At 69.3% G+C, this 23,024-nt stretch carries 25 protein-coding genes; 7 read left to right on the plus strand and 18 right to left on the minus strand.

Features of this window, described 5'->3' with window-relative positions; translation table 11 throughout:
- Positions 1-97 precede the first annotated feature (97 nt).
- On the minus strand, positions 98-631 hold the full coding sequence (infC, locus tag AC1RN0_RS02360; RefSeq protein WP_492786411.1) for a translation initiation factor IF-3: 534 nt from the start codon (positions 629-631) through the stop codon (positions 98-100).
- 280 nt (positions 632-911) lie between these two features.
- Positions 912-1,883, minus strand: coding sequence for a glycosyltransferase family 9 protein (locus tag AC1RN0_RS02365; protein ID WP_492785819.1), 972 nt, complete (start codon positions 1,881-1,883; stop codon positions 912-914).
- Between the two features lie 220 nt (positions 1,884-2,103).
- Here AC1RN0_RS02365 and AC1RN0_RS02370 point away from each other — a divergent pair, with 220 nt between their 5' ends.
- Positions 2,104-2,850, plus strand: coding sequence for an alpha/beta fold hydrolase (locus tag AC1RN0_RS02370; RefSeq protein ID WP_492785820.1), 747 nt, complete (start codon positions 2,104-2,106; stop codon positions 2,848-2,850).
- A gap of 199 nt (positions 2,851-3,049) precedes the next feature.
- Here AC1RN0_RS02370 and AC1RN0_RS02375 read toward each other — a convergent pair whose 3' ends face one another.
- From AC1RN0_RS02375 to glmS, 4 genes are all read right to left on the minus strand, one after another.
- Positions 3,050-3,913, minus strand: a complete 864-nt coding sequence (locus tag AC1RN0_RS02375; protein ID WP_492785821.1) for a patatin-like phospholipase family protein — start codon at positions 3,911-3,913, stop codon at positions 3,050-3,052.
- A 1-nt stretch (position 3,914) separates the two neighbouring features.
- Entirely contained in the window at positions 3,915-4,787 is an 873-nt protein-coding gene (locus AC1RN0_RS02380; RefSeq protein WP_492785822.1) for an SDR family oxidoreductase, read from the minus strand.
- Between the two features lie 150 nt (positions 4,788-4,937).
- A complete protein-coding gene (locus AC1RN0_RS02385) occupies positions 4,938-5,804 on the minus strand; it encodes a UTP--glucose-1-phosphate uridylyltransferase (RefSeq protein WP_492785823.1) in 867 nt (288 codons plus the stop codon).
- 126 nt (positions 5,805-5,930) lie between these two features.
- Positions 5,931-7,751: a glutamine--fructose-6-phosphate transaminase (isomerizing) gene (glmS, locus tag AC1RN0_RS02390; protein WP_492785824.1), complete on the minus strand. Its 1,821-nt coding sequence runs from the start codon at positions 7,749-7,751 to the stop codon at positions 5,931-5,933.
- Positions 7,752-7,893: 142 nt separating this feature from the next.
- Here glmS and glmM point away from each other — a divergent pair, with 142 nt between their 5' ends.
- Both glmM and AC1RN0_RS02400 read left to right on the plus strand, forming a co-directional pair.
- Positions 7,894-9,246 carry a phosphoglucosamine mutase gene (gene glmM, locus AC1RN0_RS02395; RefSeq protein WP_492785825.1) on the plus strand — a complete coding sequence of 451 codons (1,353 nt, stop codon included), beginning with the start codon at positions 7,894-7,896 and terminating at the stop codon, positions 9,244-9,246.
- A 49-nt stretch (positions 9,247-9,295) separates the two neighbouring features.
- Entirely contained in the window at positions 9,296-9,901 is a 606-nt protein-coding gene (locus AC1RN0_RS02400) for a hypothetical protein (protein WP_492785826.1), read from the plus strand.
- Here AC1RN0_RS02400 and AC1RN0_RS02405 read toward each other — a convergent pair.
- The 4 genes from AC1RN0_RS02405 to AC1RN0_RS02420 all read right to left on the minus strand — a co-directional run bounded on the left by AC1RN0_RS02405 (position 9,898) and on the right by AC1RN0_RS02420 (position 12,141).
- Entirely contained in the window at positions 9,898-10,518 is a 621-nt protein-coding gene (locus AC1RN0_RS02405; RefSeq protein WP_492785827.1) for a glutathione S-transferase family protein, read from the minus strand. The genes AC1RN0_RS02400 and AC1RN0_RS02405 overlap by 4 nt on opposite strands.
- Before the next feature lie 102 nt (positions 10,519-10,620).
- Positions 10,621-10,962, minus strand: coding sequence for a YciI family protein (locus tag AC1RN0_RS02410; RefSeq protein ID WP_492785828.1), 342 nt, complete (start codon positions 10,960-10,962; stop codon positions 10,621-10,623).
- A gap of 29 nt (positions 10,963-10,991) precedes the next feature.
- Positions 10,992-11,642, minus strand: a complete 651-nt coding sequence (locus tag AC1RN0_RS02415) for a glutathione S-transferase family protein (RefSeq protein WP_492785829.1) — start codon at positions 11,640-11,642, stop codon at positions 10,992-10,994.
- Positions 11,643-11,646: 4 nt separating this feature from the next.
- Positions 11,647-12,141 carry a MarR family winged helix-turn-helix transcriptional regulator gene (locus tag AC1RN0_RS02420; RefSeq protein WP_492785830.1) on the minus strand — a complete coding sequence of 165 codons (495 nt, stop codon included), beginning with the start codon at positions 12,139-12,141 and terminating at the stop codon, positions 11,647-11,649.
- A gap of 104 nt (positions 12,142-12,245) precedes the next feature.
- Here AC1RN0_RS02420 and AC1RN0_RS02425 point away from each other — a divergent pair, with 104 nt between their 5' ends.
- Positions 12,246-12,674, plus strand: coding sequence for an MAPEG family protein (locus tag AC1RN0_RS02425; protein ID WP_492785831.1), 429 nt, complete (start codon positions 12,246-12,248; stop codon positions 12,672-12,674).
- Positions 12,675-12,704: 30 nt separating this feature from the next.
- On the opposite strand, the gene AC1RN0_RS02430 is transcribed toward AC1RN0_RS02425, so the two are convergent.
- From AC1RN0_RS02430 to AC1RN0_RS02440, 3 genes are read right to left on the minus strand one after another with little or no spacing between them, the layout of a single operon-like run.
- Positions 12,705-13,724 carry a DUF2891 domain-containing protein gene (locus AC1RN0_RS02430; RefSeq protein WP_492785832.1) on the minus strand — a complete coding sequence of 340 codons (1,020 nt, stop codon included), beginning with the start codon at positions 13,722-13,724 and terminating at the stop codon, positions 12,705-12,707.
- Positions 13,702-14,652 carry a DUF979 domain-containing protein gene (locus tag AC1RN0_RS02435; RefSeq protein WP_492785833.1) on the minus strand — a complete coding sequence of 317 codons (951 nt, stop codon included), beginning with the start codon at positions 14,650-14,652 and terminating at the stop codon, positions 13,702-13,704. Before AC1RN0_RS02435 ends, AC1RN0_RS02430 begins: the two co-directional genes overlap by 23 nt.
- On the minus strand, positions 14,649-15,317 hold the full coding sequence (locus AC1RN0_RS02440; RefSeq protein ID WP_492785834.1) for a DUF969 domain-containing protein: 669 nt from the start codon (positions 15,315-15,317) through the stop codon (positions 14,649-14,651). Before AC1RN0_RS02440 ends, AC1RN0_RS02435 begins: the two co-directional genes overlap by 4 nt.
- 149 nt (positions 15,318-15,466) lie before the next feature.
- Here AC1RN0_RS02440 and AC1RN0_RS02445 point away from each other — a divergent pair, with 149 nt between their 5' ends.
- Together AC1RN0_RS02445 and AC1RN0_RS02450 are read left to right on the plus strand one after the other, a co-directional pair.
- Positions 15,467-16,303 carry an AraC family transcriptional regulator gene (locus AC1RN0_RS02445; protein ID WP_492785835.1) on the plus strand — a complete coding sequence of 279 codons (837 nt, stop codon included), beginning with the start codon at positions 15,467-15,469 and terminating at the stop codon, positions 16,301-16,303.
- Positions 16,304-16,307: 4 nt separating this feature from the next.
- Positions 16,308-17,192 carry a CPBP family intramembrane glutamic endopeptidase gene (locus AC1RN0_RS02450; RefSeq protein ID WP_492785836.1) on the plus strand — a complete coding sequence of 295 codons (885 nt, stop codon included), beginning with the start codon at positions 16,308-16,310 and terminating at the stop codon, positions 17,190-17,192.
- A 46-nt stretch (positions 17,193-17,238) separates the two neighbouring features.
- On the opposite strand, the gene AC1RN0_RS02455 is transcribed toward AC1RN0_RS02450, so the two are convergent.
- From AC1RN0_RS02455 to AC1RN0_RS02475, 5 genes are all read right to left on the minus strand, one after another.
- The gene (locus AC1RN0_RS02455) at positions 17,239-17,955 is read right to left on the minus strand and encodes a hypothetical protein (protein WP_492785837.1); all 717 of its coding nucleotides are present in this window, start codon (positions 17,953-17,955) and stop codon (positions 17,239-17,241) included.
- A 64-nt stretch (positions 17,956-18,019) separates the two neighbouring features.
- Positions 18,020-19,321 carry a UDP-glucose dehydrogenase family protein gene (locus AC1RN0_RS02460; protein ID WP_492785838.1) on the minus strand — a complete coding sequence of 434 codons (1,302 nt, stop codon included), beginning with the start codon at positions 19,319-19,321 and terminating at the stop codon, positions 18,020-18,022.
- Between the two features lie 14 nt (positions 19,322-19,335).
- Entirely contained in the window at positions 19,336-20,838 is a 1,503-nt protein-coding gene (locus AC1RN0_RS02465) for a phosphomannomutase/phosphoglucomutase (protein ID WP_492785839.1), read from the minus strand.
- Between the two features lie 135 nt (positions 20,839-20,973).
- Positions 20,974-21,930, minus strand: coding sequence for a KpsF/GutQ family sugar-phosphate isomerase (locus tag AC1RN0_RS02470; RefSeq protein WP_492785840.1), 957 nt, complete (start codon positions 21,928-21,930; stop codon positions 20,974-20,976).
- Positions 21,927-22,130: a hypothetical protein gene (locus AC1RN0_RS02475; RefSeq protein WP_492785841.1), complete on the minus strand. Its 204-nt coding sequence runs from the start codon at positions 22,128-22,130 to the stop codon at positions 21,927-21,929. The genes AC1RN0_RS02470 and AC1RN0_RS02475 overlap by 4 nt, the downstream gene beginning before the upstream one ends.
- Positions 22,131-22,207: 77 nt before the next feature.
- Between AC1RN0_RS02475 and gpmA the strand changes: the two genes are divergently transcribed.
- On the plus strand, positions 22,208-22,921 hold the full coding sequence (gene gpmA, locus AC1RN0_RS02480; RefSeq protein WP_492785842.1) for a 2,3-diphosphoglycerate-dependent phosphoglycerate mutase: 714 nt from the start codon (positions 22,208-22,210) through the stop codon (positions 22,919-22,921).
- Positions 22,922-23,024: the final 103 nt, after the last annotated feature.

Genomic DNA, 23,024 nt, shown 5'->3' on the forward strand with positions numbered 1-23,024 from the left:
ACGGCGAGGCCGACGGGGACATGCCCCGTTTCATGACCTAACGCAAAACGCCCCGGCGGTGAGGCCGGGGCGCTGCGGTTCCTGATCGGCGCGCGTGTCAGCGCGGCGCGAGGATCATGATCATCTGGCGGCCTTCCATGCGAGGCTCGTACTCGCACTTGGCGACGACGTCGAAGTCGGCGCGGACCTTCTGCAACAGCTTCATGCCGAGCTCGGGGTGGGCCATTTCGCGGCCGCGGAAGCGGAGCGTGACCTTCACCTTGTCGCCCTCTTCGAAGAAGCGGGTCATCGAGCGCGCCTTCACCTCGTAGTCGTGCACGTCGATGTTGGGACGGAGTTTGATCTCCTTGATTTCCACAACCTTCTGACGCTTGCGCGCTTCGTTCTTCTTCTTCTGCTCCTGGAACTTGAACTTGCCGTAGTCCAGGATCTTGCAGACGGGCGGGTCCGCGTTCGGAACGATCTCGACGAGATCAAGGCCGGCTTCCTCGGCGGCCTCGAGGGCGGCGGAGGTCGGCATCTCACCCTGCTTCTCGCCGTTCTGGTCGATCAGCAGGACGCGCGGGACGCGGATCTCGTCGTTGATGCGCGGCCCGTCCTTGACGGGCGGCGTATTGTTGGGACGGCGAATAGGCGGTGCTCCGGTGGCTATTTACGCAATAGAGCGCGGCTCGCCGAAGCGTTCCGGGACTCTCGCCTGCTATATGACCCTCCCCCCCGTCGCGATCAAGCGCGGCGAGGCCACAGGGGGGTGGGGAAATGCATTGAGCAGGGACCCGGGGGCTGGGGGTAGGGAGTAGGGAGTAGGGAGTAGGGAGTAGGGAGTAGGGAGTAGGGAGTAGCAGAGGGTTGGGCGCGGCGCCGTCGGCGTGAACCGGTCGAACTACTCCCAACTCCCTACGCCCTAATCCCTAGCGGGGCAGCAGCGACCACGCCGCCTGGGCCACCGTCTCGACCGACAGCTGGGCCAGGGTCGGCGCCTGCAACACGGCCACATGACCGCGCGGGGCGTTGCGCAGGGTATCCGGCGCGCCGTCGAACAGGGCGATGGTCGGGGCGCCGGCGGCGGCGATCAGGTGCATCGGCCCGGTGTTGTTGCCCACGGCCAGGGCGGCCCGGGCGCCGAGCACGGCGATCTGGGCGAAGTCGGTGCGGCCGGTCAGGTCGCGGGCCTGGCCGACGGTCTTCTGGATCGCGCGGGCCATGGCGCTCTCCTGCGGACCGCCGATGATGACGATGTCATAGCCGCGCGCCTTCAGCCGGCTGGCCAGCTCGGCGTAGTTGGCGATCGGCCAGCGCTTCTCCGGCTTGTTCTCGCCGCCGCCGGGCACCATCAGCACGAACGGACGGGGCGCGGCGGCGCCGGCCACGGGCCGGGGCTCCTGGACGCGGCGCAGGATCCAGCTCAGGTCCGGCGGCGGGGCCTCGCCGGGCCCGGTCGGGGCGTCGGGCCAGGCGCCGGCGACCTGCAGCTGCTCGGCGTGCCGCTCAAGGGTGTGCATCTGCTCGCGCGAGGGATTGCGGTGGCGCAGGCGCGCGCCCGGCGCCGCGCCGGACCAGGCCGGGGGGAACGGCCGCAGCAGCTGGAACAGGAACCGGCTGGTGGGCGTGCTTTCGAGGTCATAGACGCGGTCGTAGCGCGCGGCCTTGATCTGGCCGCGCAGCGCCAGCCACTCGCCGGGCGACCCGGGGCGGGCGGTGGTCTCGATGCTGTTGAAATAGGGGCTGGCCTTCGCCAGGGCCTCGAACTGCGGCACGGTCAGCAGGGTGATGCGGGCATGCGGGTGCGCCATCCGGATCCGCTTCATGGCGGCCAGCGACAGGACGAATTCGCCGATCGATCCCGCCTGGATCACCAGCACCTTCTTGATGTCGCGGCTCAAGCTGTCATCTCCCATCCGCGTGCATAGACCGGAAGTATGGCCCCAATCCGGATGATCAAGGAATAAACACGGCGCGCGCCGGCGATTCCCGCGTGCGCTTGCGGCCCGGGGACGATCTGCGACAGCGGAGGGATCGACGGCTGGACGGACACGACGCCTTGCATAGCGGGTGTCGTCGCAAGGTAAAATGGGGCCTTCATCATCATGTTGCGGAGCCGGCATGGCCGAGACCAGCGGATTTCTTGATCGGGACGACGGCGAGCGGCTCGCCTGGCGGCGCGTGGCGGGGCGGGGTCCGACGGTGGTCTGGCTCGGCGGCTTCATGTCGGACATGACGGGGACCAAGGCCCAGGCCCTGTCCGACTGGGCGTTGGCGGGCGGCCGGGCCTTCCTGCGCTTCGACTATCTGGGGCATGGCGAGTCGAGCGGGGCCTTCCGGTCGGGGACGATCACCCGCTGGCGGGCGGACGCGCTGGCGGCGATCGCCGGCCTGACGGAAGGCCCGCTGGTGCTGGTCGGTTCGTCGATGGGCGGCTGGATCAGCTGCCTCGCAGCGGCGGAGATCCCCGAGCGGCTGCATGCGATGGTGCTGATCGCCCCGGCGGCCGACTTCACCGAGGCGCTGATGAAACCCGGGCTGCCGCCCGAGGCGCATGAAGCGATCGCGAGAGACGGCGAATGGATTCGCCCCTCGCTCTACGAGCCGACCGGCTACCCGATCACGCGCGGCCTGCTGGAGGACGGCGCCCGCTGGACGATCCTCGGCGGTCCCGTGCCGGTCGATGTCCCCGTCCGCATCCTGCAGGGCAGGGAGGACCCGGACGTGCCGTGGACCCATGCGCTCGAACTGGCCAACGCGATCCGCAGCGACGATGTCGTCTTCACCCTGATCAAGGACGGCGACCACCGGCTGAGCCGCGACCAGGACATCGCCCGGCTGATCGCGGCCGTGGCGGAGGTAATCTGAATCCTCTCCGCGAAGCGGGGAGGGGGACCATGCAGAGCATGGTGGAGGGGCGCCGCCGCCCCCCATCCGTCATCGTCGGACTTGTTCCGACGACCCATGCACACGGGACTTCCATGTCGGTAGCGGTGCTTTTGGCGCCCGGTTTCATTGGCAGGTCACGCTTGGGTCGTGGGAACAAGTCCGACGATGACGGCAGGGGTTACCCCCAGAACGCCCCGACCCGCGCCGCTTCGGCCTGGCCCTGCGCGTAGCCCGCCCGGGCCACGGCCTCGCGGTTGGAACTGTCCATCAGGTTGCCGCCGAACGCGTCACCGCTCCCCGCGTCGGGAACCAGCAGCAGCGCCTCGCCGCCGTGGTTGCGGATCACCGCCATCTCGGCCTCGAGCCTGGGCAGCATCATCGGCGCGAAGGCGGGCGGCATGACGGCGACGATGACCACCTTGCCGTGGTGCTTCGCGAGGTCTGCGTTGGTCCCGGACCGCATGCCGCCGTCCATGTAGCGGCGCCCGTCGATGGTGATGGCCGGGAAGATCGCCGGCACCGAGCAGGACGAGGCGACCCCCCGACCCAGCGGCGCGGCGGTCTCGCTCGACCAGACCTGGAATTCGCCCGTCGCCGTGTCGATGGCCGTGCAGGCGTAACGCTCCGGCCAGGGTTGCTCCTCGGCGATCGGCCCGAAGCCGGCGATGAACACCTCCTCGCTGACGGTCTGGCCGTTCAGCGACAGCTGGCCCAGCTCCAGCATCAGCTCGCGCGGCATCTCGCCCTGCGGCGGCCGGCGGGCCATCACGCTCATCAGCGGCATCAGGTCGGGCGCCTTGCCGGGCCCCCTGGCCTGGGCCTCCTTCGCCCGTTCGGCGTTGGCGAACTCGGCGTGCAGCATGGCCTTCGGCGTATGACCGGTGGCCAGCAGCGCGCCGCAGACCGAGCCGGCCGAGGTGCCGAGGATCCAGTCGGCATGGCTGACGTCGGCGCCGCTGTCGGCCAGGCCGGCGATCAGCCCGGTCTCCCAGGCGATGCCCACCGGCCCGCCGCCGCCCAGAACCAGCGCCCGTGTCGTCATGTCAGTGTCCCCCGGTCTCGGCGGCGAGCACCGCCGTCAGCCCTTCACGATAGGTCGGATACGCCGGGCGCCAACCCAGTTCGGCCTTGGCCAGCGCGTTGGAGACCCGCTTGTTCTCGCCCCAGAAGCGCTGGGCGGCGGGCGACAGCCCGGCCTGGTCAAAGGGCGTGAGAGGCGGCGCGGGCTTGCCCAGCAACGTCGCGGCGTAGGCGTTGACCACGTGCGAGGGCGCGGGCTCGTCGTCACAGAGATTGTAGCTGGCGCCCGCCCGTGGCCGGGCGATCGAGGCGGCCAGGCCCGCGGCGATGTCGTCGACATGGATGCGGCTGAACACCTGGCCCGGCTTGACGATGCCGTGCGCCGTTCCGTCGCGCACCCGGTCCAGCGCCGACCGGCCCGGGCCGTAGATGCCGGGCAGGCGGAAGGCCGTGACGGTCAGGCCCATGCCTCGGCCGACCTGGCGCCAGTCCCGTTCGGCCGAGACCCGGCGGGCGCTCTCGACCGAGCGGGCGCTCAGCGGCCCGGCCTCGAACACCCAACGCCCCTCCCGGTCGCCATAGACGCCGGTGGTCGACAGATAGCCGATCCAGTCGGGGAACGCGTTGGCCCCGGCCAGGGCCGGAATCAGGGTGTTCAGGCCCGGACAGCCGGCCTCGGTCGGCGGGGCGGTGATCAGGATGGCCGTGGCCGTCTTCAGCGCTTCGACGAGGCCCGGCCGGTCGTCGGTCGCGACCGGCGTGACGCCCTGCGCCCGGGCCTTGGCGGCGGTGGCCTCCGAGCGCACCACGGCGGTCACGCGCCAGCCGTCGGTCCTCATCCGCCGGGCCAGCGCCTGGCCGGTGAAGCCGTAGCCGAAGATCAGGAGATGGGTCATTGCGGCGGCGCGTCCGTGCGTCCTTCGAGACGCGGACCTGAGGGTCCGCTCCTCAGGATGACGCCCATATGTGATCCGCACCAATAGTCGTCATGGTGAGGAGCGAGCTTCAGGCGAGCGTCTCGAACCACGCAACGCCCCTTCAGCCGATCACAGCAGCGCCATGATCGCCGCGCGCGCCGCGTCCTGCAGGTCCGGGCGCTTCAGGGCGAAGGCCACGTTGGCGCGCAGCAGGCCGATCTTGTCGCCGCAGTCATAGGTCACGCCGTCGTATTCCAGCGCGTGGAAGCTCTCCACGGCCATCAGCCGGGCCATCGCGTCGGTCAGCTGGATCTCGCCGCCGGCGCCCTTCTGCTGCGCGGCCAGCAGGCCGAAGATCTCCGGCTGCAGGATGTAGCGGCCGGAAATGAACAGGTTCGACGGCTCGGTCCCCGGCGCGGGCTTTTCGACCATGCCGGTCATGCGGTTCAGCCGACCTTCGTGGCCGTCCAGCGCGACGATGCCGTACTTGTGCGCCTCGCCCGGCGGGCAGGGCTCGACGGCGATGATGTTGCCGCCGACCTGGTTGTAGGCGTCGACCGCCTGCTTCAGGGCCGGGACCTTCGCGTCCATCAGCATGTCGGGCAGCATGACGGCGAACGGCTCGTCGCCGATCACGTCGCGGGCGCACCAGACCGCGTGGCCGAGGCCCAGCGGGGCCATCTGGCGCACGAAGCTCATCTCGCCCGGGCGCGGCAGCTCGGCGCGGAGCTCCTCGAGCATGTCCAGCTTGCCCTTGGCTTCCAGCTGCGATTCGAGCTCGGGATGGTGATCGAAGTAGTCCTCGATCGCTTCCTTGCCGCGGCCGGTGACGAACACGAAGTGCTCGATCCCGGCGGCCCGGCCCTCGGCCACGATGTAGCTGAGGATCGGCCGATCCACGACGTTGAGCATCTCCTTGGGCGTGTTCTTGGCGCCGGGGAGAACGCGGGTGCCCAGGCCAGCGACGGGCAGGACGGCTTTGCGGACAGGTCTCATGGGTGCGGAAGTATCCGAGCGGAACGGTGAAATCCAGAGCGGGCCGGGGACATGCACTTCAGTGCGTGTCCCCGTCGGTTTTCAGCGGCCGGGGACACGTACCTTCGGCACATGTCCCCGTGGGCGCTATTCCACCGTCACCGACTTGGCGAGGTTGCGCGGCTGGTCGACGTCGGCGCCTTTCAGGACGGCCACGTGATAGGCCAGCAGCTGGATCGGCGCCGACATCACCAGGGCGGAGATCAGCGGGTCGCTGGCGGGGGCGGTCATGACCACCTTGGCGCCGGCGGGGGCATGCTTTGCGCCCTCCGGATCGGTGATGAACACCACCTGGCCGCCGCGCGCCATCACCTCGCTCATGTTGCTGGCCGACTTCTCGAAGTAGCTGTCGAACGGGGCTAGGATGATGATCGGGGTCAGTTCGTCGACCAGCGCGATCGGGCCGTGCTTCAGTTCACCCGCCGCGTAACCTTCAGCGTGGATATAGCTGATTTCCTTCAGCTTAAGGGCCCCTTCCAGAGCCAGCGCCGACATCGGGCCCCGGCCGAGGTAGAGCACGTCGCGGGCCTTGGCGATGTCCACGGCCACGGCGCGCATGGCGTCCTCCAGGCCGATCGACTCGGCGATCAGGCGCGGGGCCTCCAGCAGCACCCGCACCAGCCGCTGCTCCTCGGCCGCGTCGATCCGGCCGCGCGCCCGGGCGGCGGCCACGGCCAGGGCGGTCAGCACGCTGACCTGGGCGGTGAAGGCCTTGGTCGAGGCCACGCCGATCTCCGGTCCGCAGTGGATCGGCCAGACCACGTCGACCTCGCGGGCCATGGTCGATTCCTGGGCGTTGACCACGGCGGCGGTCTTCAGCCCCTTCGACTGGCACAGCCGCAGGGCGGCCAGGGTGTCGGCCGTCTCGCCCGACTGCGACATGGCGATGGCCAGCGACCCGGCGCGCAGGGCCGGCTCGCGATAGCGGAACTCGGAGGCGATCTCGATGTCGACCGGCAGGTCGGCCAGCTTCTCGATCAGGTACTTGCCGACCATGCCGGCGATGTAGCTGGTGCCGCAGGCGACGATCTGGATGCGCTCCAGCGCGCCGAAGTCGATGTCGCCGGGCATCGCCGTGCGGGCGCTGACGGCGTCGACATAGGCGGCGATGGTCCGCTGGCAGCCCTCCGGCTGGTCATGGATCTCCTTTTCCATGAAGTGCCGGTAGTTGCCCTTCTCGACCAGGGCGGCGGCCGCCGAGACCACCTTCATCGGCCGTTCGACCGGCTGGCCCCATTGGTCGAAGATCTCGGCCCGGTCGTGGTCGATGGCGACATAGTCGCCCTCTTCGAGATAGGTGACCTTGTTGGTGAACGGCCCGACGGCCAGGGCGTCGCTGCCGAGGAACATCTCGCCGTCGCCCGTGCCGACCACCAGCGGGCTGCCCTTGCGGGCGCCCATGATGACGTTGTCATGGCCCTCGACCAGCACGGCCAGGGCGTAGGCGCCGGTCAGCCGGTCGAGCGCCGACTTGAACGCCGCCAGCGGGGCCTGTCCGGCGTCGAGATAGGAATCGATCAGCTGGGCGATCACCTCGGTGTCGGTCTCGCTCTCGAACACCCGGCCGGCCTTTTGCAGCTCGGCCTTCAGCTCGGCGAAGTTCTCGATGATGCCGTTGTGCACCAGGCTGACCCGGCCGCCGCGCTGCGGGTGGGCGTTGCGCTCGGACGGCACGCCGTGCGTGGCCCAGCGGGTATGGCCGATGCCGACCGTGGCGGTCAGCGGGCTTTCCTCGAGCACGGCCTCCAGAGCGCGGATCTTGCCCTGGGCGCGGCGGCGGTCGACGCGGCCGCCCGCCTCGACGGCGACGCCGGCCGAGTCATAGCCGCGGTACTCGAGCCGCTTGAGGCTCTCGATGAGGCGGTCCGTGACGGGCGTCTTGCCCACGATGCCGATGATGCCGCACATGCGTGTTTCTCGGTCCCTGCCAGAAGCGCTAGAAGTGGCGGGAACGGATCGTCCCCGGGTCGGCGTTTATCATCGGCTTAGATTGAGACGGCATAAAACTGCGTTGCACACTGTTGCGTGTCGCCACGGCGAAGGATTTTTCATGAGCAAGCGGACCTATTTCGGCACAGACGGCATCCGCGGACAGGCGAACAGCCATCCGATGACCGCCGAAGTCGCCCTCCGCGTGGGCCTGGCCGCCGGAAAGCTGTTCCGCCGCAACCACGGCCGCCGCCACCTGGTGGTCATCGGCAAGGACACCCGTCTGTCGGGCTACATGATCGAACCAGCGCTGGTCGCGGGATTCACCAGCATGGGCATGGACGTGCGCCTGTTCGGCCCGCTGCCGACCCCGGCCGTGGCGATGATGACCCGCTCGATGCGCGCCGACCTCGGCGTGATGATCAGCGCCTCGCACAACGCCTACACCGACAACGGCATCAAGCTGTTCGGCCCCGACGGCTACAAGCTCTCGGACAGCCGCGAGCTGGAGATTGAGGCGCACATGGACGAGGGCCTTCAGGAAGGCCTCGTCGCGCCGGCGGATCTCGGCCGCGTGCGCCGCGTCGACGACGCCCAGGCCCGCTATGTCGAGATCGCCAAGGCCAGCTTCCCGCGCCAGCTGAACCTCAACGGCCTGCGGGTGGTCATCGATTGCGCCAACGGCGCCGCCTACAAGGTCGCGCCCGAGGTGCTCTACGAACTCGGCGCCGAGGTCATCAAGATCGGCGTCGATCCCAACGGCTGCAACATCAACGCCGACTGCGGCTCGACCCATCCCGCCGCCATGGTCGACGCGGTGCGCGAGTTCCGCGCCGATGTCGGCATCGCGGTCGACGGCGACGCCGACCGGGTGGCGATCTGCGATGAAAAGGGCCAGGTGGTCGACGGCGACCAGATCATGGCCATCGTCGCCGGCGCCTGGGCGGCCGAGGACCGGCTGAGCGGCGGCGGCATCGTCGCCACGGTGATGTCCAACCTCGGCCTCGAGCGGTTCATGGCCGCCAAGGGCCTGACCCTCGAACGCACGCCCGTCGGCGACCGCTATGTCATGGAGCGCATGCGCTCGGGCGGCTTCAACCTCGGCGGCGAACAGTCGGGCCACGTGATCCTGTCGGACTATTCGACCACCGGCGACGGCCTGATGGCGGCGCTGCAGGTGCTGGCGGTGCTGGTCCAGTCGGGCAAGCCGATGAGCGCGCTCGCCCGCCAGTTCGACCCGGTGCCGCAGCGCATGGAGAACGTCCGCTTCGCCAAGGGCGGCCGGCCGCTCGACAGCGACAGGGTCAAGGCCGTCATCGCCGACGCCGAGACCAAGCTCAACGGCTCTGGCCGGGTGCTGGTCCGCGCCTCGGGCACCGAACCGCTGATCCGCGTCATGGCCGAAGGCGACGACGAGGCGCTGGTCCAGGCCCTGGTCAGCGAGATCGCCGGCGCGGTGAAGGCGGCGGCTTAGGCGACCTTCCTGCCATGCGGTAGGTCTGAGCGATGGGGTAACCCAACCAATGACTGATCAGCCCGTCATCATCGCCACTCTGCAATATGAGGGTCGGGAACTGATCCACAACGATCTGATCAGTGCCGCCTTCAATCTGAAGCAGCGGATCGAATCGATGATGAAAAGCGGTGACCGGAGGGGCATCGGCCTGGACATCTTGGCTGCCGTTACCATGACCGCGTTCGCTTACGAGGCCTATCTGAATTTCGTGGGCTTCACGGTCATTCAGGGCTTTGTTGAATTCCAGAACGGCAAAAAGAAGCGCAACCAGATCATGGCGGCGTTGGGCATCGAGTGGAAAGACGATGCGCGTCCGTTTTCCACGATCAACCGCTTGATCGAAGTTCGTGACACCATGGCTCATGGCAAACCGTACTTCGTCAAAGACGAGTGGGAAGCCGTCGGCACACACTCCGAACTCGAGGAACAGATCAGGTCGTACCGAAAGGGCATCGAAGCCCAGGTTGACTACGATCTTTTGCGAGACGCCTATGACGACGTCGAACAAGTTTGGCGGCTGATGTTACAGGCCGCGAAAATCGACCTGTTCGAGACGCTGGATGGCGGAAAGAGCGGCATTACCTTCAAAGCCTACGCCGCCGGCCAAGCCTAAACCCCGGCCATGGAGGTCTCCAGGGCGCGTCCATAGGCCTCACGTCGGGTAGTGCGGGCGAGATAGGCCTGCTCGGGCTCGCCGAGCGCGAAGCCGCCGTGCCTGCTGCCGAGGTTGAGGGCGTATGTCACCGAGATGTCCGCCGCCGTGAACGTCTCGCCGGCCAGGTATGGCGCTTGGGCGAGCCGCGTCCGGACTAGGTCCAGCCGCTTCTCGACCCACAGCCGCGCCTGCCGGGCGCCCCAGTTGTCGCGTTCGCCTTCGGGCGCCAGGAAACCGCTCACCACCGGGAGCATCATCAGGGTCGCGAGACCGGCTTCGCCCAGATGCAGGAACTGCTGGTAGGCCGGGAAGGCGGGATCGTCCGGCGCCGGCGCCAGCGGCGTCGGGCCGTAGCGGGCCATCAGGTATTCCATGATGGCGATGGACTCGACCATGGTGACGTCGCCGTCCAGGATGGCCGGGATGTAGTAGGCGGGATTCACGGCCAGGAGCGCCGCGTCCGGGGTGTCGGCCAGCATGTCCACCTGCCGCACGCGGTAGGGCAGGCCCATCTCCTCCAGCAACCAGACGACCCGGAGCGAGCGTGAGGTTTGCCCGCCGAACACGGTGATCATGCGTGTGCGCCTTTCCTGCGTTTCTTCAGAGCCTTGGCTCAGGGTTCAGGCATCCCGGCCGCCCTTGGGGCCGCCGGGATGAGCGGAATGCGGAGATCTGGGTTACCGCCCCGGGATCGGCAGGCATTCCATCACTTCCACGGACTCGCCGGGGAAGATCGCGAAATGGGGGTGGCCCTCGAACATCGCCGCCGCCGCCTCGTGCGAGTCCGCCTTGACGATGACATAGCCGGCGACGGCGTTGCGGACGCTCGTCACGCCCGCCTTCGAGGCCTTCAGCGTCTTGCCCAGCGGACCGCCGGTGTCGACGATCGACGCCGCGTGCTGCGCCATCCACGCGCCCCAGGCCGCCATGCCGGCGTCGCGGGTCTCTTCGCTGAGGTCGGCCGGCGAGGGCGCGTCGGGCGACAGCGAGCCCATGAACAGGGCGAGATAGGTCTTCATGTGATGTCCTTCCGGAGGGGATGGCCGCGTCAGGCCGGGGCGTTCTGGGCGAAGGTGCGCAGCTGGTCGTCCAGCGCCTTGACGAAGGCGGGCCGGGCGATGCCGCGGGCGTGGTAGGCGTCGAGGTTGGGGAAATCCTTGAGGATGCCGCAGCTGACCAGCTCGCGCAGCACGGTGACCATGATGATGTCGCCGGCGGAGAAGCGGCCCTCGAGCCAGTTCTTGTCGCCCAGCCAGCGGCTCAGCGACGTCAGCCGGCGCTCCAGCCCGGCGCGGGCCACGGGCCGGTAGCCCTCGACCCACGGCTGGCCGGCGTGGAAAGAATCCAGGGTCGCCAGGTTCTGCGCGAACGGCTCGACGGAGTTGAGCGCGGCGATGACCCAGCTGGTCACCCGCGCCCGGCCGGCGGGGTCCTTCGGCGCCAGGATCTCGGACTGTTCGGCGATGTGCAGGACGATGGCGCCGGATTCGAACATGTCGACCGCATCGTCGCGCCAGGCCGGCACCTGCCCGAACGGCTGTCGCCGGCGATAGGCCTCGCTGTCGGTGACGCCGGGGGCCAGCAGCTCCACCTCGTAGGGCAGGCCTGCCTCTTCCAGCGCCCAGCGGATGCGCAGGTCGCGGACAAAGCCCTGGGCGAACGGCGGCACCCAGGGAAAGGCGGTGACGGTGGCGGTCATGGGATCACTCCGGAACGGTGCACAGGTCGGGGTCGGGCGCGCCGGTCGGGCGTGCGGACAGGGTTCGCAGGTCGGCGCGCAGCTGCGCGGGGTCGGTTCCGCCCAGGGCCGCGTCGATCGCGGCGTGGGTCCGGGTCCAGATCGGCAGGGCCGCGAGCAGCCGGGCGTGGCCGGCCGGGGTCAGGGCGATCCTGCGGACGCGACTGTCTTCCGGGTCGACGCTGGTCACGGCCAGCCCGTCGCGCACCAGCGGCTTGAGCGCGGCCGTCAGCGTCGTCCGGTCGGCCCCGAGCAGGGCGGCGACCCGGCTCATCGGCGCGGGCTCGGGCCCGTTGAGCGACATCAGCAGCGAGAACTGGCCGTTGGTCAGCCCCACCGGCCGGAGCGCCTCGTCGAACCGCCGTGCCAGCACCCGCGCGGCCCGCTGGGCGTGCAGGCACAGGCAGTTGTCGCGCACATGCAGCGTCGTCTCGAGGGGCACGGTCGGAAGGGCGTCCATGGGGAATATTATGTTGATATCAACTTATTGAGTCAAGCCACGCCCGCTTGCCATCCCGCCGGACGGGCGCAACTCTCGCCTCGCCGACAACAGGGGGGAGGCGCATGACTCAGGACTCGATCTTTCTGCCGTTTCTCGCGCTGGGCGCGATGACCTTCACCGTGCTGTCGCTGGTGCCGTTGACGCGGTTCCGCGCGGTGAAGGCCGGCCATGTCAGCGGCGAGGACTTCGCCCTGGGCGAGTCGGCCCGCGTGCCCGCGCGCGTGTCCCTGCCCAACCGCAACTACATGAACCTGCTCGAGCTGCCGGTGCTGTTCTACGCCGTCTGCCTGGCCTTGTACGTGACCGGCACGGTCGCGGCGGCGCCCCTGGCCCTGGCCTGGGCCTACGTCGGCCTGCGCGCGGTCCACACCCTGGTGCACCTGACCACCAACACCATCCTCGTCCGGCTGGCGGCCTTCGCGCTCAGCAACGTCGTCCTGATCGCCCTGTGGATCCTGTTCGCGACGGCCATCTGGTCGCGGGCGACCTGACGGGGACATGTACCTGAAGGGCCGTGTCCCCTAACCCTCCAGCGCCAGCAGGGCGAAACTGGCCAGCCAGTGCTCGCCCATGTAGTCGCCGGCCACGTGGGGCAACGCGCTGGCGAGGTGGATCTCCGCCGCCTCCAGCGCCACGGATCGCACCGGGTCGTCGTCCGAGAACACTTGGGCGATGCCGCGCCAGCACCAGGCGCGGCTCAGATTCAACCCGTCCAGATGGGCGATCTTGCCGTCGCTGCGGTCGCTGACCGTGGCCGGGGTGAACAGCGTCGCCGGCTGCCGTCCTCCGGCGCGCGGCAGGAAGGCGCCGAACCAGGCGCGGAACTGGTCGGGGGCCAGCATGCGCCGCATGCATTCGGCCTCCATCAGCGCCGAAGACAGGAACTCGTCGCCGCTCGGCTCCCAGGCCTGGCAGTCGGCGTCGCCGGCGTACCAGTCGATGGCCGTGGTCCGGGCCAGATCGGCCAGCGCCCGGTCGCCGCAGGCCTCGGCGTAGTCCATCGCCAGCCGCAGGGCGAAGGCGGTGTTGGAGTGAACCCCGGCGCGCAGCGGATAGGTCGCCTTCGGCAGGAAATCCCGGAACCGGTCGGCGAAGGCCCGGGCCAGCGGCGCGATCGCGTTGAACGCGGCCGGATCCTCGTGCTCGCGCAGCTCGGCCGCCAGCTTCAGCAGCCAGGCCCAGCCGTAGGGCCGTTCGAACCCGGCGCTCATCGGCCGCGACAGATAGTCGAGTTCGACGGCCACCTTCGACGGCGTCAGGCTGGAGGCGAACAGGGCGCGGATCGCCGGGGCGCTGGGCATGTCCGGAAACCGCCGCAGCAGGGTCGCCAGCGTCCAGTAGCCGTGCACGCAGCTGTGCCAGTCGAAGCTGCCGTAGAAGATCGGGTGGTGCGTCCGGTGCGGCCCGATGTCCTGCAGGCCGGTGAACACATGGTCGGCCTTGTGCGGGAACTCGCGCGTGACATGGCCGAGCGCGATGGCGGCGAACCGCTCGGCGAGGTCGGCCGTCAGTCGGGCGTCAGAAGCGGTAGACGAGCGCATACATCAGCACCGTGTTGGCGAGCAGCAGCAGGAGCGCTGTGGGCAGTTGCGCCTTGATAACCCCGTAACGGTCGGTCAGGTCCAGCAGCGCGGCCGGGACGATGTTGAAATTGGCCGCCATCGGCGTGATCAGCGTGCCGCAGAACCCCGACAGCATGCCGATCGCGCCCATGATCGCCGGATCGCCGCCGAACTTGCCGACCACGATCGGCAGGCCGATGGCCGCGGTCATCACCGGGAAGGCGGCGAAGGCGTTGCCCATGATGGCCGTGAACAGCGCCATGCCGAGCGTGTAGGCGCAGACCGCCGCCAGCGGCGTGCCGAGCGGCAGCCAGGTCGTCGCCAGGTCGCCGATCACGTCACCCACATGGCCGGCCGCGAACACGGCGCCCAGAGCCGCCAGCGCCTGGGGCAACAGCCCGGCCCAGCCGACCGACTCCATCAGCCGCCGGCCCTCGCGCGCGGCGCCGGCGGGGCTGGCGCGGAACATGACCAGCGCCACGGCCGTGGCCAGCACGATGCCGGCGCCCAGCGAGACCAGCGTCACCTGCTTGGGATCAACCAGCGGCTGGCCGCCGACCATCACCCCCTTCAGCGTCAGGGTGCCGAGCAGGGTCACCACCGGCGGGATCAGCGCCGGGATGAACAGCCGGTTGCCCCAGCGGGCGGCCCGCGCGGGCTTGTCGACCGGCGCGGGATGCTCGCCCCGGCCCAGCAGGTTGAACCCGGCCAGCAGCGCCATGCCCACGAGGATCAGGCCGTTGACCACGTCGGGCAGATGGCTGCCGGCCAGGAAGCTGGTCGCGAACAAGCCCCAGAAGGCGGCGCTGGTGACCCTTTTGGGATTGGTCGCGTCGGTCAGGGTGGCGACCGCGTAGACCGCGAACAGCAGGCCCGCGAGGACGTAGAGGACATCGAGCCCGATCACCGGCCGGCCTCCCGCGCCAGTCGCCGGTCGAGCAGCAGCAGTCGCGTTCCGTGGATCACCAGCGCCAGCACCGCCGTCGGAATGGCCCACATGGAGAGGTGCAGCGGCTCCACGACGATGCCGTTCTCCTCGAGGAAGCCCTTGATCAGCAGGATCGAGGCGATGGCGATGAAGATGTCCTCGCCGAAGAACAGGCCGATGTTGTCGGTGGCGGCGGCGAAGGCCTTGACCCGGTCACGGCTGGCGGGGGTCAGGTCGGGGTCGCCCGCCTCGGCGGCGGCCTCGGCCATCGGCGCGATCAGCGGCCGGACCATCTGGGCGTGCCCGCCCAGCGAGGTCAGGCCGATCGCCGCCGTGCCCTGGCGGATGACCATGTAGATCAGCAGCAGCCGCCCGGCGGTGGCCGATTTCAGCCGCCCGATCAACGCCCTGGCCCGCTCCTGCAGCCCTTCGCGCTCGAGCAGCCCGATCAGCGGCAGGATCAGCCAGACCACGCTGATGTAGCGGTTGTCCCCGAACGCCTTGCCGAGGATCGCCAGCGTCGCGACCACGTCGAGCCCGGCCGCGATCCCCGTGACGATCGCCGCCGCCGCCACGATCAGCAGCGGATTGAGCCGCGCCGCGAACCCCGCGACCACGACCCCCCCCCCCAGCAGCACCCACATGTCCGGCGACTCCCCTGTGTCGTCCGGGAGAGTGGACCCGGAATCAGGGGGAACGCCACGGTCCGCGAACATGGACTCGTGTTCATGCCCGGCCATCGCCCGACTGTGCTTTCATGTCTGGGACAGGTGAGGCGAGAGGGGTGAAGGATTTGGCGACCACCGCAAACTGGGTCGTCAGGGCGCCGGGCGCCGTGGACCGGATTGAGGCCTGCTTCTCCGGAGTCGCCTATGCGCCGCATCGTCACGACACCTACGCCATCGGCGTGACCCTGGCGGGCGTGCAGAGCTTCGACTACCGGGGCGAGGCGCGCCATTCCCTGCCCGGGCAGCTGGTGGTGCTGCATCCCGACGAACTGCACGACGGCCGGGCCGGGGACGGGGAGGCGTTCCGCTATCGCACCGCCTACATCCGGCCGGCGGAACTCCAGGAGGTCCTAGGCGGTCGGACGTTGCCGTTCATCGAGGGCGGCCTCTCCGGCGACGCCCGGCTGGCCCGGGCGGTCGATGCCCTGCTGGCCGACTATGACCGGCCACTGAGCCTGCTCGAATACCAGGACGCCCTGGTCGGGATCGCGTCCGCGCTGGATGCGGCCTCCGGCGGTGTCAGCGTCATTCGCCGCGTCAACCGGGAGGCGGCGCAGGCGGCGCGTGACTATATCGAGTCCTGCCTCGACCAGACCTTCTGTTTGGCCGATCTGGAACGCGCCACCGGCCATGACCGCTGGCAACTGTCGCGGGACTTCCGCGCCATGTTCGGCTCCAGCCCCTACCGCTACCTGATCCTTCGACGTCTGGAGAAGGCCCGAGACCTGCTTCTGCAGGGCCGCTCGGGCGCGGAGGCCGCGGCCGACTGTGGCTTCGCCGACCAGAGCCACTTCGGCCGGCAGTTCCGCAAGACCTGGGGGCTGACCCCGAACGCCTGGCTTCGGATCATGAAACCCGCGCACAATCATTCTATCGAAGGGCCGCGCGACCGCCCTAGCTAGGGGCATGATCCGAAAGACTCTCTACTCGCCCGAACCGCACAAGGGTTGGCTGCCCTGGGGCCTGTTGGCGCCGTTCCTGTGCATCTTCTTCGTCGCCCTCTGTGTGCTGGTCCCCGATCCGTTTATGGAGCGCTACGGCTGGCAGGACGCCCGTGGCGAACCGATCGGGCTAACAGGGCTCTACGCCTTCCTGACCATCCCGTTCGCCATCAACGGCCTGCTGATCCTGGCCTGGGTGAAGCTTGTCGAACGGCGTCCGCTGGCGACCATCGGCCTGACCGGGCTCGCCCCGGTGAAGACGCTGCTGGCAGGTCTGCTGGTGGGCGTCGCGACCATTCTGTCGGTGGTCGTCGCCATCGGCCTTGCCGGCGGGTACCAGATCGGGGCGATCGCCCCGGCCCTCGGCTCACCGGTCGCCCTGACCGGCGTCGGCCTGCTGCTGCTATGTTTCATTCTCCAGGCCGGGGTCGAGGAGATCATCTTCCGAGGCTGGCTGCTGTCGGCCATCACCCGCAAGCTGGGGCTTCCGGCCGGGGTGGTGCTGGTCTCGCTGGTGTTCACCTTTCTCCACTACTCGCCGCACCAGCACTGGCTGATCATGCTGAGCTCGTTCCTGTTCTCTGCCTTCGCCTGCGCCTGGGCGATCCGGACCGGAAACATCTGGGGTGTGATGGGCTGGCACGCCGCCTGGAACTGGCTGCTGGGCACGGGCTTCGACCTGCCGGTGACGGGCCTTCGGACAGACCTGCCCGCCCTGCTGGTGAAGCTGGTTCCACAGGGATCCGTCGCCCTGACCGGCGGCGCCCAGGGACCCGAGGGGAGCTGGCTGTGCAGTGTGTTCTTCGTAGTCGGGATCGTGGCGCTGTGGCTGTGGCCGCGGAAGGCGTGACTCCGACGCTGGTCCTGGCCGCCCTCGCCGGGTCGCTCACGAAGCCTCAAGGCGCGGCGCTCCCGTCGGCGGTCACCGTCACGGTCACCGTCTCCGGCGTGACGGCGCCGATCGCCAGCGTCATGCCCCTGACCTGAAAGGTCTTCGCCGACCGGGGCACGCTTATGGCCTCCGGCGCCGGCGGCAAGTCTCCGCCGTCCACCAGCCGTTCGCGATACTCGAACCGCATGCTGGTCGCGTCCTGCCCCCGGTAGATCAGCTCGTAGTCAGGGGTGACGGGCGTCCGTGTGACGTGCTCCAGCCGCACCCGGTCCAGGACGATCGGCGTCGGGCTCTTGATCGACAGGAACAGCTTGATCCAGCCCAGGGAGCGGGTGAAGGCGGCGTAGTTCTTGTGGATCGATCCGTCGGGGCCGACGAGGAAGCCAACCCGATCGCCGGCGTTGGTCCCGAATTCCGCGACCTCGTAGCGCTGCTGGCCGACATAGACCTCGCCTGCGATCTCCAGGGGAACGCGCGGATCGAGACGGTACTGGGTGGTGACGGCCATGAAAGTCATCGCCTGCCGCGGGCGATAGGCGAGGCGGTAGCTGCTGGTCTCCTGGAAGGTCCGGACGCGCAGGACCGGCTGACCGGCGGTGACGGTGACCGGCGTTCCGATCACGTAGCTCTTCTGTATGACGACCGGTTCGGCCGGATCACGCCCCGCCGCGTCGGTGGTGGACGCGAGCAGGAGGCAGATGGCGACAACGATGGGTGTCATGGGCCGGTCCTCTGCCTTTAAGGGCGAAGGCTAGTGCCGTTCCACGCCGCCTGGCAATGTCGCGCTACCCCCGCCCGACGCTCGAATAGCGGAACCCGCGCGAGCGCATGTCTTCCGGCCGGTAGATGTTGCGCAGGTCGACCACGTTCGGGGCCTTCATCAGAAGCTTCATCCGGTCGAGGTCGAGCGCCCGGAACTGGTCCCACTCGGTGATGATGACCACCGCGTCGGCGCCCTCGACGGCCTCGTAGGGGCCGGACTTGAACACCACGCCGGGCAGCATCTGTCTGGCCTCGTGCCCCTCGGGGTCATAGGCCTGCACCGTCGCGCCCATGGCCTGCAGGGCCGGCACGATGTCGAGGCTCGGCGCGTCGCGCATGTCGTCGGTGTTGGGCTTGAAGGTCAGGCCCAGCACGCCGATGACCTTGCCGGTCAGGTCGCCTTCCAGCACGTCGGCGACGCGGCCGGCCATGGCCTTCTTGCGCGCGTCGTTGATCGACACCGTGGTCTCGATCAGCCGCACGGGCGTGCCGGCGTCCTGGGCGGTGCGCACCAGGGCGATGGTGTCCTTCGGGAAGCAGCTGCCGCCGTAGCCGGGGCCGGCGTTGAGGAACTTGTTGCCGATCCGTTTGTCGAGGCCGATGCCGCGGGCGACCTGCTGCACGTCGGCGCCGACCGCCTCGCACAGGTCGGCGATCTCGTTGATGAAGGTGATCTTCAGCGCCAGGAAGGCGTTGGCGGCATACTTGATCAGCTCGCTGGTGCGCCGGCCGGTGAAGACGATCGGCGTCTCGTTGAGGAACAGCGGGCGGTACAGCTCGTTCATCACCGCCTTGGCCCGCTCGTCCTCGGCCCCGACGACGATGCGGTCGGGCCGCTTGAAGTCCTCGATCGCCGCGCCCTCGCGCAAGAACTCGGGGTTCGACACCACGGCGAAGTCGGCGTCGGGCCGGGCCTTGCGGATGATCGCCTCGATGTCGTCGCCGGTGCCGACCGGCACGGTCGACTTGGTCACCACCACGGTGAAGCCGTCCATCAGGCCGGCGATCTCCTCGGCGGCGGCGTGGACGTAAGAGAGGTCGGCATAGCCGTCGCCGCGCCGGGACGGCGTGCCCACGGCGATGAAAACCGCGTCGGCGGCGCGCACGGCGTCGGCGGCGTCGACCGAGAAGCTCAGCCGCCCCTCGCGCACGTTGCGCTCGACCAGCGCCTCGAGGCCGGGTTCGAAGATCGGGATCTCGCCCTGCTTCAGCCGCTCGATCTTGCCGGCATCCTTGTCGATGCAGACGACGTCATGGCCGAAGTCGGCGAAACAGGCTCCGGACACCAGGCCAACATAGCCGGTGCCGATCATGGCGACGCGCATGGTTCAGGATTCCCTCAGACTTCCTGGTTGTATGCCCCGACTTGCGGGTGCTTCGCCAGACGCGGCTTCACCTCGTCCCGGAATAGCGCGCGCATGTCAGCGTCCGATTGTGTGCTTTCCACGACCACGACGATCTCGGGCTTGTTCGAGGAGGCGCGCACCAGCACCCAGCTGCCGTCTTCCAGCGCCACGCGCACGCCGTTGACGGTGATCACCTCGGTGATGCCGCGGCCGAGGATCTTGCCGCCGGCGGCGGCGAGGGCCTCGTATTCCTTCACGATGGCCGCGACCACGTCGTACTTCACCTCGTCGGCGCAGTGCGGGCTCATGGTCAGCGAGGTGTAGGCCACCGGCAGCGCCAGCCGCATGTCCGACAGCTTCTGCCCCGGATTGCGGTCCAGCATGCCGAGGATCGCGGCCGCCGCGGTCAGGCCGCAGTCGTAGCCATGGCCCAGCGGCTCGTTGAGGAAGAAGTGGCCGCTCTTCTCGAACCCGGCCAGGGCCCCCAGCTCGGCCGTCTTGCGCTTGATGTAGCTGTGGCCGGTCTTCCAGTAGACGGTGGTGCAGCCGTTGGCCGCCAGCACCGGGTCGGTGGCGTACAGGCCGGTCGACTTCACATCGACGATGAAGGTCGCGCCGGGGTTCAGCGGCGCCAGGTCGCGGGCCAGCATCAGGCCGATCTTGTCGGCGTAGATCTCCTCGCCGGTGTCGTCGACCACGCCGCAGCGGTCGCCGTCGCCGTCGAAGCCCAGCGCCAGGTCCGCGCCGTGGTCGCGCACGGCCTTGGCCATGGCGTGCAGCATTTCCTGGTCTTCGGGATTGGGATTGTACTTGGGGAAGGTCCAGTCGAGGTCGCAGTCCATCTCGTAGACCACGGCCACGCCCATGGCGCGCAGGGCCTGGGGCGCGAAGGCCCCGGCCGTGCCGTTGCCACAGGCGCAGACGACCTTCAGCGGCCGGCTGATCTGCACCCGGCGGGCGACGTCGGCGATGAACCGTTCGGCCATGCCGTCGACGCGCACCAGCTTGCCGCCGTCGCGCGGGGCGAAGGCGCCGGTAAGCACGATCTCCTTCAGCCGGCCCATCTCCTCGGGGCCGAAGGTCAGCGGCCGCTGGGCGCCCATCTTCACCCCGGTCCAGCCGTTCTCGTTGTGGCTGGCGGTGACCATGGCCACGCACGGGGCGTCGAGGTCGAACTGGGCGAAATAGGCGGTCGGCGACAGGGCCAGGCCGATATCCAGCACCTCGCACCCGGCCTCCAGCAGGCCGAGGATCAGCGCCTGCTTGATCGACAGCGAATAGGAACGGAAGTCGTGGCCGACGACGATCTTCGACTGGCCCAGCTCGTGGATGTAGGTCCCGAGCCCCAGCCCCAGCGCCTGGACGCCGAGCAGGTTGATGTCCGGGCCGAACAGCCAGCGCGCGTCGTACTCGCGAAAGCCGGTGGCCTTGACGAGGGGCTCGTTCTCGTAGGCCGGGGTGTTGGGGACGAGGTCGGATCGCGGGGTGAAGGGCATCGGAACGGGGCTCGCGTGGCGAATGGGCCCCCTATAACGTTCGGACAGCGACTTGGTGAGGGGGCAAGCTCACGAAATCGACGTCGGGAGGGCCGCCGGCCGTTCTCCCGATTGGTGCAGGACGAACCCCTGCCTTCAGACCACGCCGGCGCTGAGCACGTCGTGCACGTGCAGCACGCCGACCGGCTTGCCGTCCCTGACCACGAACAGCACGGTGATGCGGTTGTCGTTCATCAGCCGCGCGGCGTCGCCGGCGAGGGTCTCGGCGGTCACCGACTTCGGATTGCGGGTCATCAGCTGGCCGGCGGTCTTGCTCGCCAGTCCGTCGAAATTGCGCCGCAGGTCGCCGTCGGTGACGATGCCGATCAGCGCGCCGTCGGCGGCGGTGACCCCGACCACGCCCAGCTTGCGCTCGGTCATCACGCGGATGGCGTCGGGCATCGGCGTCGCCTCGCTAACCAGCGGCGCCTCCTCCAGCCGGTGCATCAGGTCGCCGACCGTGCGCAGCATGGCCCCCAGCTTGCCGCCGGGATGGAAGACGTGGAAGTCGCGGGCGGTGAAACCGCGCCGCTCCAGCAGCGCCACGGCCAGGGCGTCGCCCAGCGCGATCTGCAGGGTCGTCGAGGTGGTCGGGGCGCGCACCTCGCCGGTCGCCTCCGCCGCGTCGGGCAGCAGCAGCACCAGGCTGGCGGCCACGCCCAGCTGGCTGTCGGCGTTGGCCGTCATGGCGATCAGCGGAATGGCGAAGCGGTGGGCGTAGCCGATCACGTCGGCCAGCTCGCGCACGTCGCCGGATTTGCTCAGGGCCAGCACCACGTCGTCCTGGCCGATCATGCCGAGGTCGCCATGGCTGGCCTCGGCGGGGTGGACGAACATCGCCGGCGTGCCGGTGGAGGCCAGGGTGGCGGTGATCTTGCGCGCCACATGGCCGCTCTTGCCCATGCCGGTCAGGACGATGCGGCCCTTGCAGGCGAACAGCATCTCGACCGCCTGGGTGAAGGCCTCGCCCAGGCTCTCGGACATCAGGGCCAGCGCCTCGGCCTCGATGGCCAGCACGCGGCGGCCGACGGAGACGGCGTCGAAACCGCTCACTTCGCGGCGTCCTTCGCCGGCGTCGGCGTCTTGGCCGCGGCCTTGGGCGCGGGCGGCGGGACCACCACGGGCGCCGGGACGGTCAGCGGATGGCTGAAGGACGGCAGGGCCGCCCCCATCCCGCGCGGCCAGATCAGCGCCAGGGCGATCATCGCCAGGGCGGCCAGGGCGGCGAGGGGAAAGAAGACGCGGTCACGCATGACGCGGATATAGCAGGGCGCGCGCGCGGATGAACCCCGCTTGACGCTTCCCCGCGCGGGCCTTAGCCCCCTTCGCCATGTCCAAGCTCATTCTTCTCCGCCACGGCCAGAGCCAGTGGAACCTCGAAAACCGCTTCACCGGCTGGGTGGACGTCGACCTGACCGCCGAGGGCGAGGCCCAGGCGACGCAGGGCGGCGCGCTGATCAAGGCGGCCGGCGTGCACATCGACCGGGTCTATTCCTCGGTGCTCAAGCGGGCCAACCGCACGGCGCAGCTGGCGCTGGCGGCGGCCGGGCAGGGCGACCTGCCGATGGTCCGGGACTGGCGGCTGAACGAGCGCCACTACGGCGGCCTGACGGGGCTCAACAAGGCCGAGACGGCGGCCAAACACGGCGACGACCAGGTCAAGGTCTGGCGCCGGTCCTACGACATCCCGCCGCCGCCGCTGGCGCCGGGCGGCGAGTACGACTTCACCACCGATCCGCTCTACGCCGGCAGCGCCATCCCCGACACCGAGAGCCTGAAGACCACGCTCGACCGGGTCCAGCCCTACTGGGACGCCGAGATCGCCCCGCGCCTGAAGGCCGGCGAGACGGTGCTGGTGGCCGCTCACGGCAACAGCCTGCGGGCCATCGTCAAGCTGCTGTTCCAGGTCGCCGACGACGCCATCGTCGACGTCGAGATCCCCACCGGCAACCCGCTGCTGATCGAGCTGGACGCGGACCTGCACCCGCTGTCGGCGCGGTATCTGGATGCGGACAGGGCCACGCCGCTGCCGGCGCTTCCATAAACTCCGCTCATCCTCGCGAAAGCGAGGACCCAGGCTTTTTCAGAGCTTCGGCTCACGGTTCAGGCAAGGCAGCTGGCCAAACCCGAAAGGTGAGCCGCTGTTT

The organism is Caulobacter sp. GW821-FHT12F03, assembly GCF_058806855.1.

Bases quoted from the DNA above. Each gene is read 5' to 3' on its own strand.
- AC1RN0_RS02370 (WP_492785820.1), top strand. From the start codon at position 2,104: ATGGCCGAGACCAGCGGATTTCTTGATCGGGACGACGGCGAGCGGCTC.
- AC1RN0_RS02375 (WP_492785821.1), bottom strand. From the start codon at position 3,913: ATGACGACACGGGCGCTGGTTCTGGGCGGCGGCGGGCCGGTGGGCATC.
- AC1RN0_RS02380 (WP_492785822.1), bottom strand. From the start codon at position 4,787: ATGACCCATCTCCTGATCTTCGGCTACGGCTTCACCGGCCAGGCGCTG.
- AC1RN0_RS02385 (WP_492785823.1), bottom strand. From the start codon at position 5,804: ATGAGACCTGTCCGCAAAGCCGTCCTGCCCGTCGCTGGCCTGGGCACC.
- glmS (WP_492785824.1), bottom strand. From the start codon at position 7,751: ATGTGCGGCATCATCGGCATCGTGGGCAAGACGCCCGTCACGGACCGC.
- glmM (WP_492785825.1), top strand. From the start codon at position 7,894: ATGAGCAAGCGGACCTATTTCGGCACAGACGGCATCCGCGGACAGGCG.
- AC1RN0_RS02400 (WP_492785826.1), top strand. From the start codon at position 9,296: ATGACTGATCAGCCCGTCATCATCGCCACTCTGCAATATGAGGGTCGG.
- AC1RN0_RS02405 (WP_492785827.1), bottom strand. From the start codon at position 10,518: ATGATCACCGTGTTCGGCGGGCAAACCTCACGCTCGCTCCGGGTCGTC.
- AC1RN0_RS02410 (WP_492785828.1), bottom strand. From the start codon at position 10,962: ATGAAGACCTATCTCGCCCTGTTCATGGGCTCGCTGTCGCCCGACGCG.
- AC1RN0_RS02415 (WP_492785829.1), bottom strand. From the start codon at position 11,642: ATGACCGCCACCGTCACCGCCTTTCCCTGGGTGCCGCCGTTCGCCCAG.
- AC1RN0_RS02420 (WP_492785830.1), bottom strand. From the start codon at position 12,141: ATGGACGCCCTTCCGACCGTGCCCCTCGAGACGACGCTGCATGTGCGC.
- AC1RN0_RS02425 (WP_492785831.1), top strand. From the start codon at position 12,246: ATGACTCAGGACTCGATCTTTCTGCCGTTTCTCGCGCTGGGCGCGATG.
- AC1RN0_RS02430 (WP_492785832.1), bottom strand. From the start codon at position 13,724: ATGCGCTCGTCTACCGCTTCTGACGCCCGACTGACGGCCGACCTCGCC.
- AC1RN0_RS02440 (WP_492785834.1), bottom strand. From the start codon at position 15,317: ATGTGGGTGCTGCTGGGGGGGGGGGTCGTGGTCGCGGGGTTCGCGGCG.
- AC1RN0_RS02450 (WP_492785836.1), top strand. From the start codon at position 16,308: ATGATCCGAAAGACTCTCTACTCGCCCGAACCGCACAAGGGTTGGCTG.
- AC1RN0_RS02455 (WP_492785837.1), bottom strand. From the start codon at position 17,955: ATGACACCCATCGTTGTCGCCATCTGCCTCCTGCTCGCGTCCACCACC.
- AC1RN0_RS02460 (WP_492785838.1), bottom strand. From the start codon at position 19,321: ATGCGCGTCGCCATGATCGGCACCGGCTATGTTGGCCTGGTGTCCGGA.
- AC1RN0_RS02465 (WP_492785839.1), bottom strand. From the start codon at position 20,838: ATGCCCTTCACCCCGCGATCCGACCTCGTCCCCAACACCCCGGCCTAC.
- AC1RN0_RS02475 (WP_492785841.1), bottom strand. From the start codon at position 22,130: ATGCGTGACCGCGTCTTCTTTCCCCTCGCCGCCCTGGCCGCCCTGGCG.
- gpmA (WP_492785842.1), top strand. From the start codon at position 22,208: ATGTCCAAGCTCATTCTTCTCCGCCACGGCCAGAGCCAGTGGAACCTC.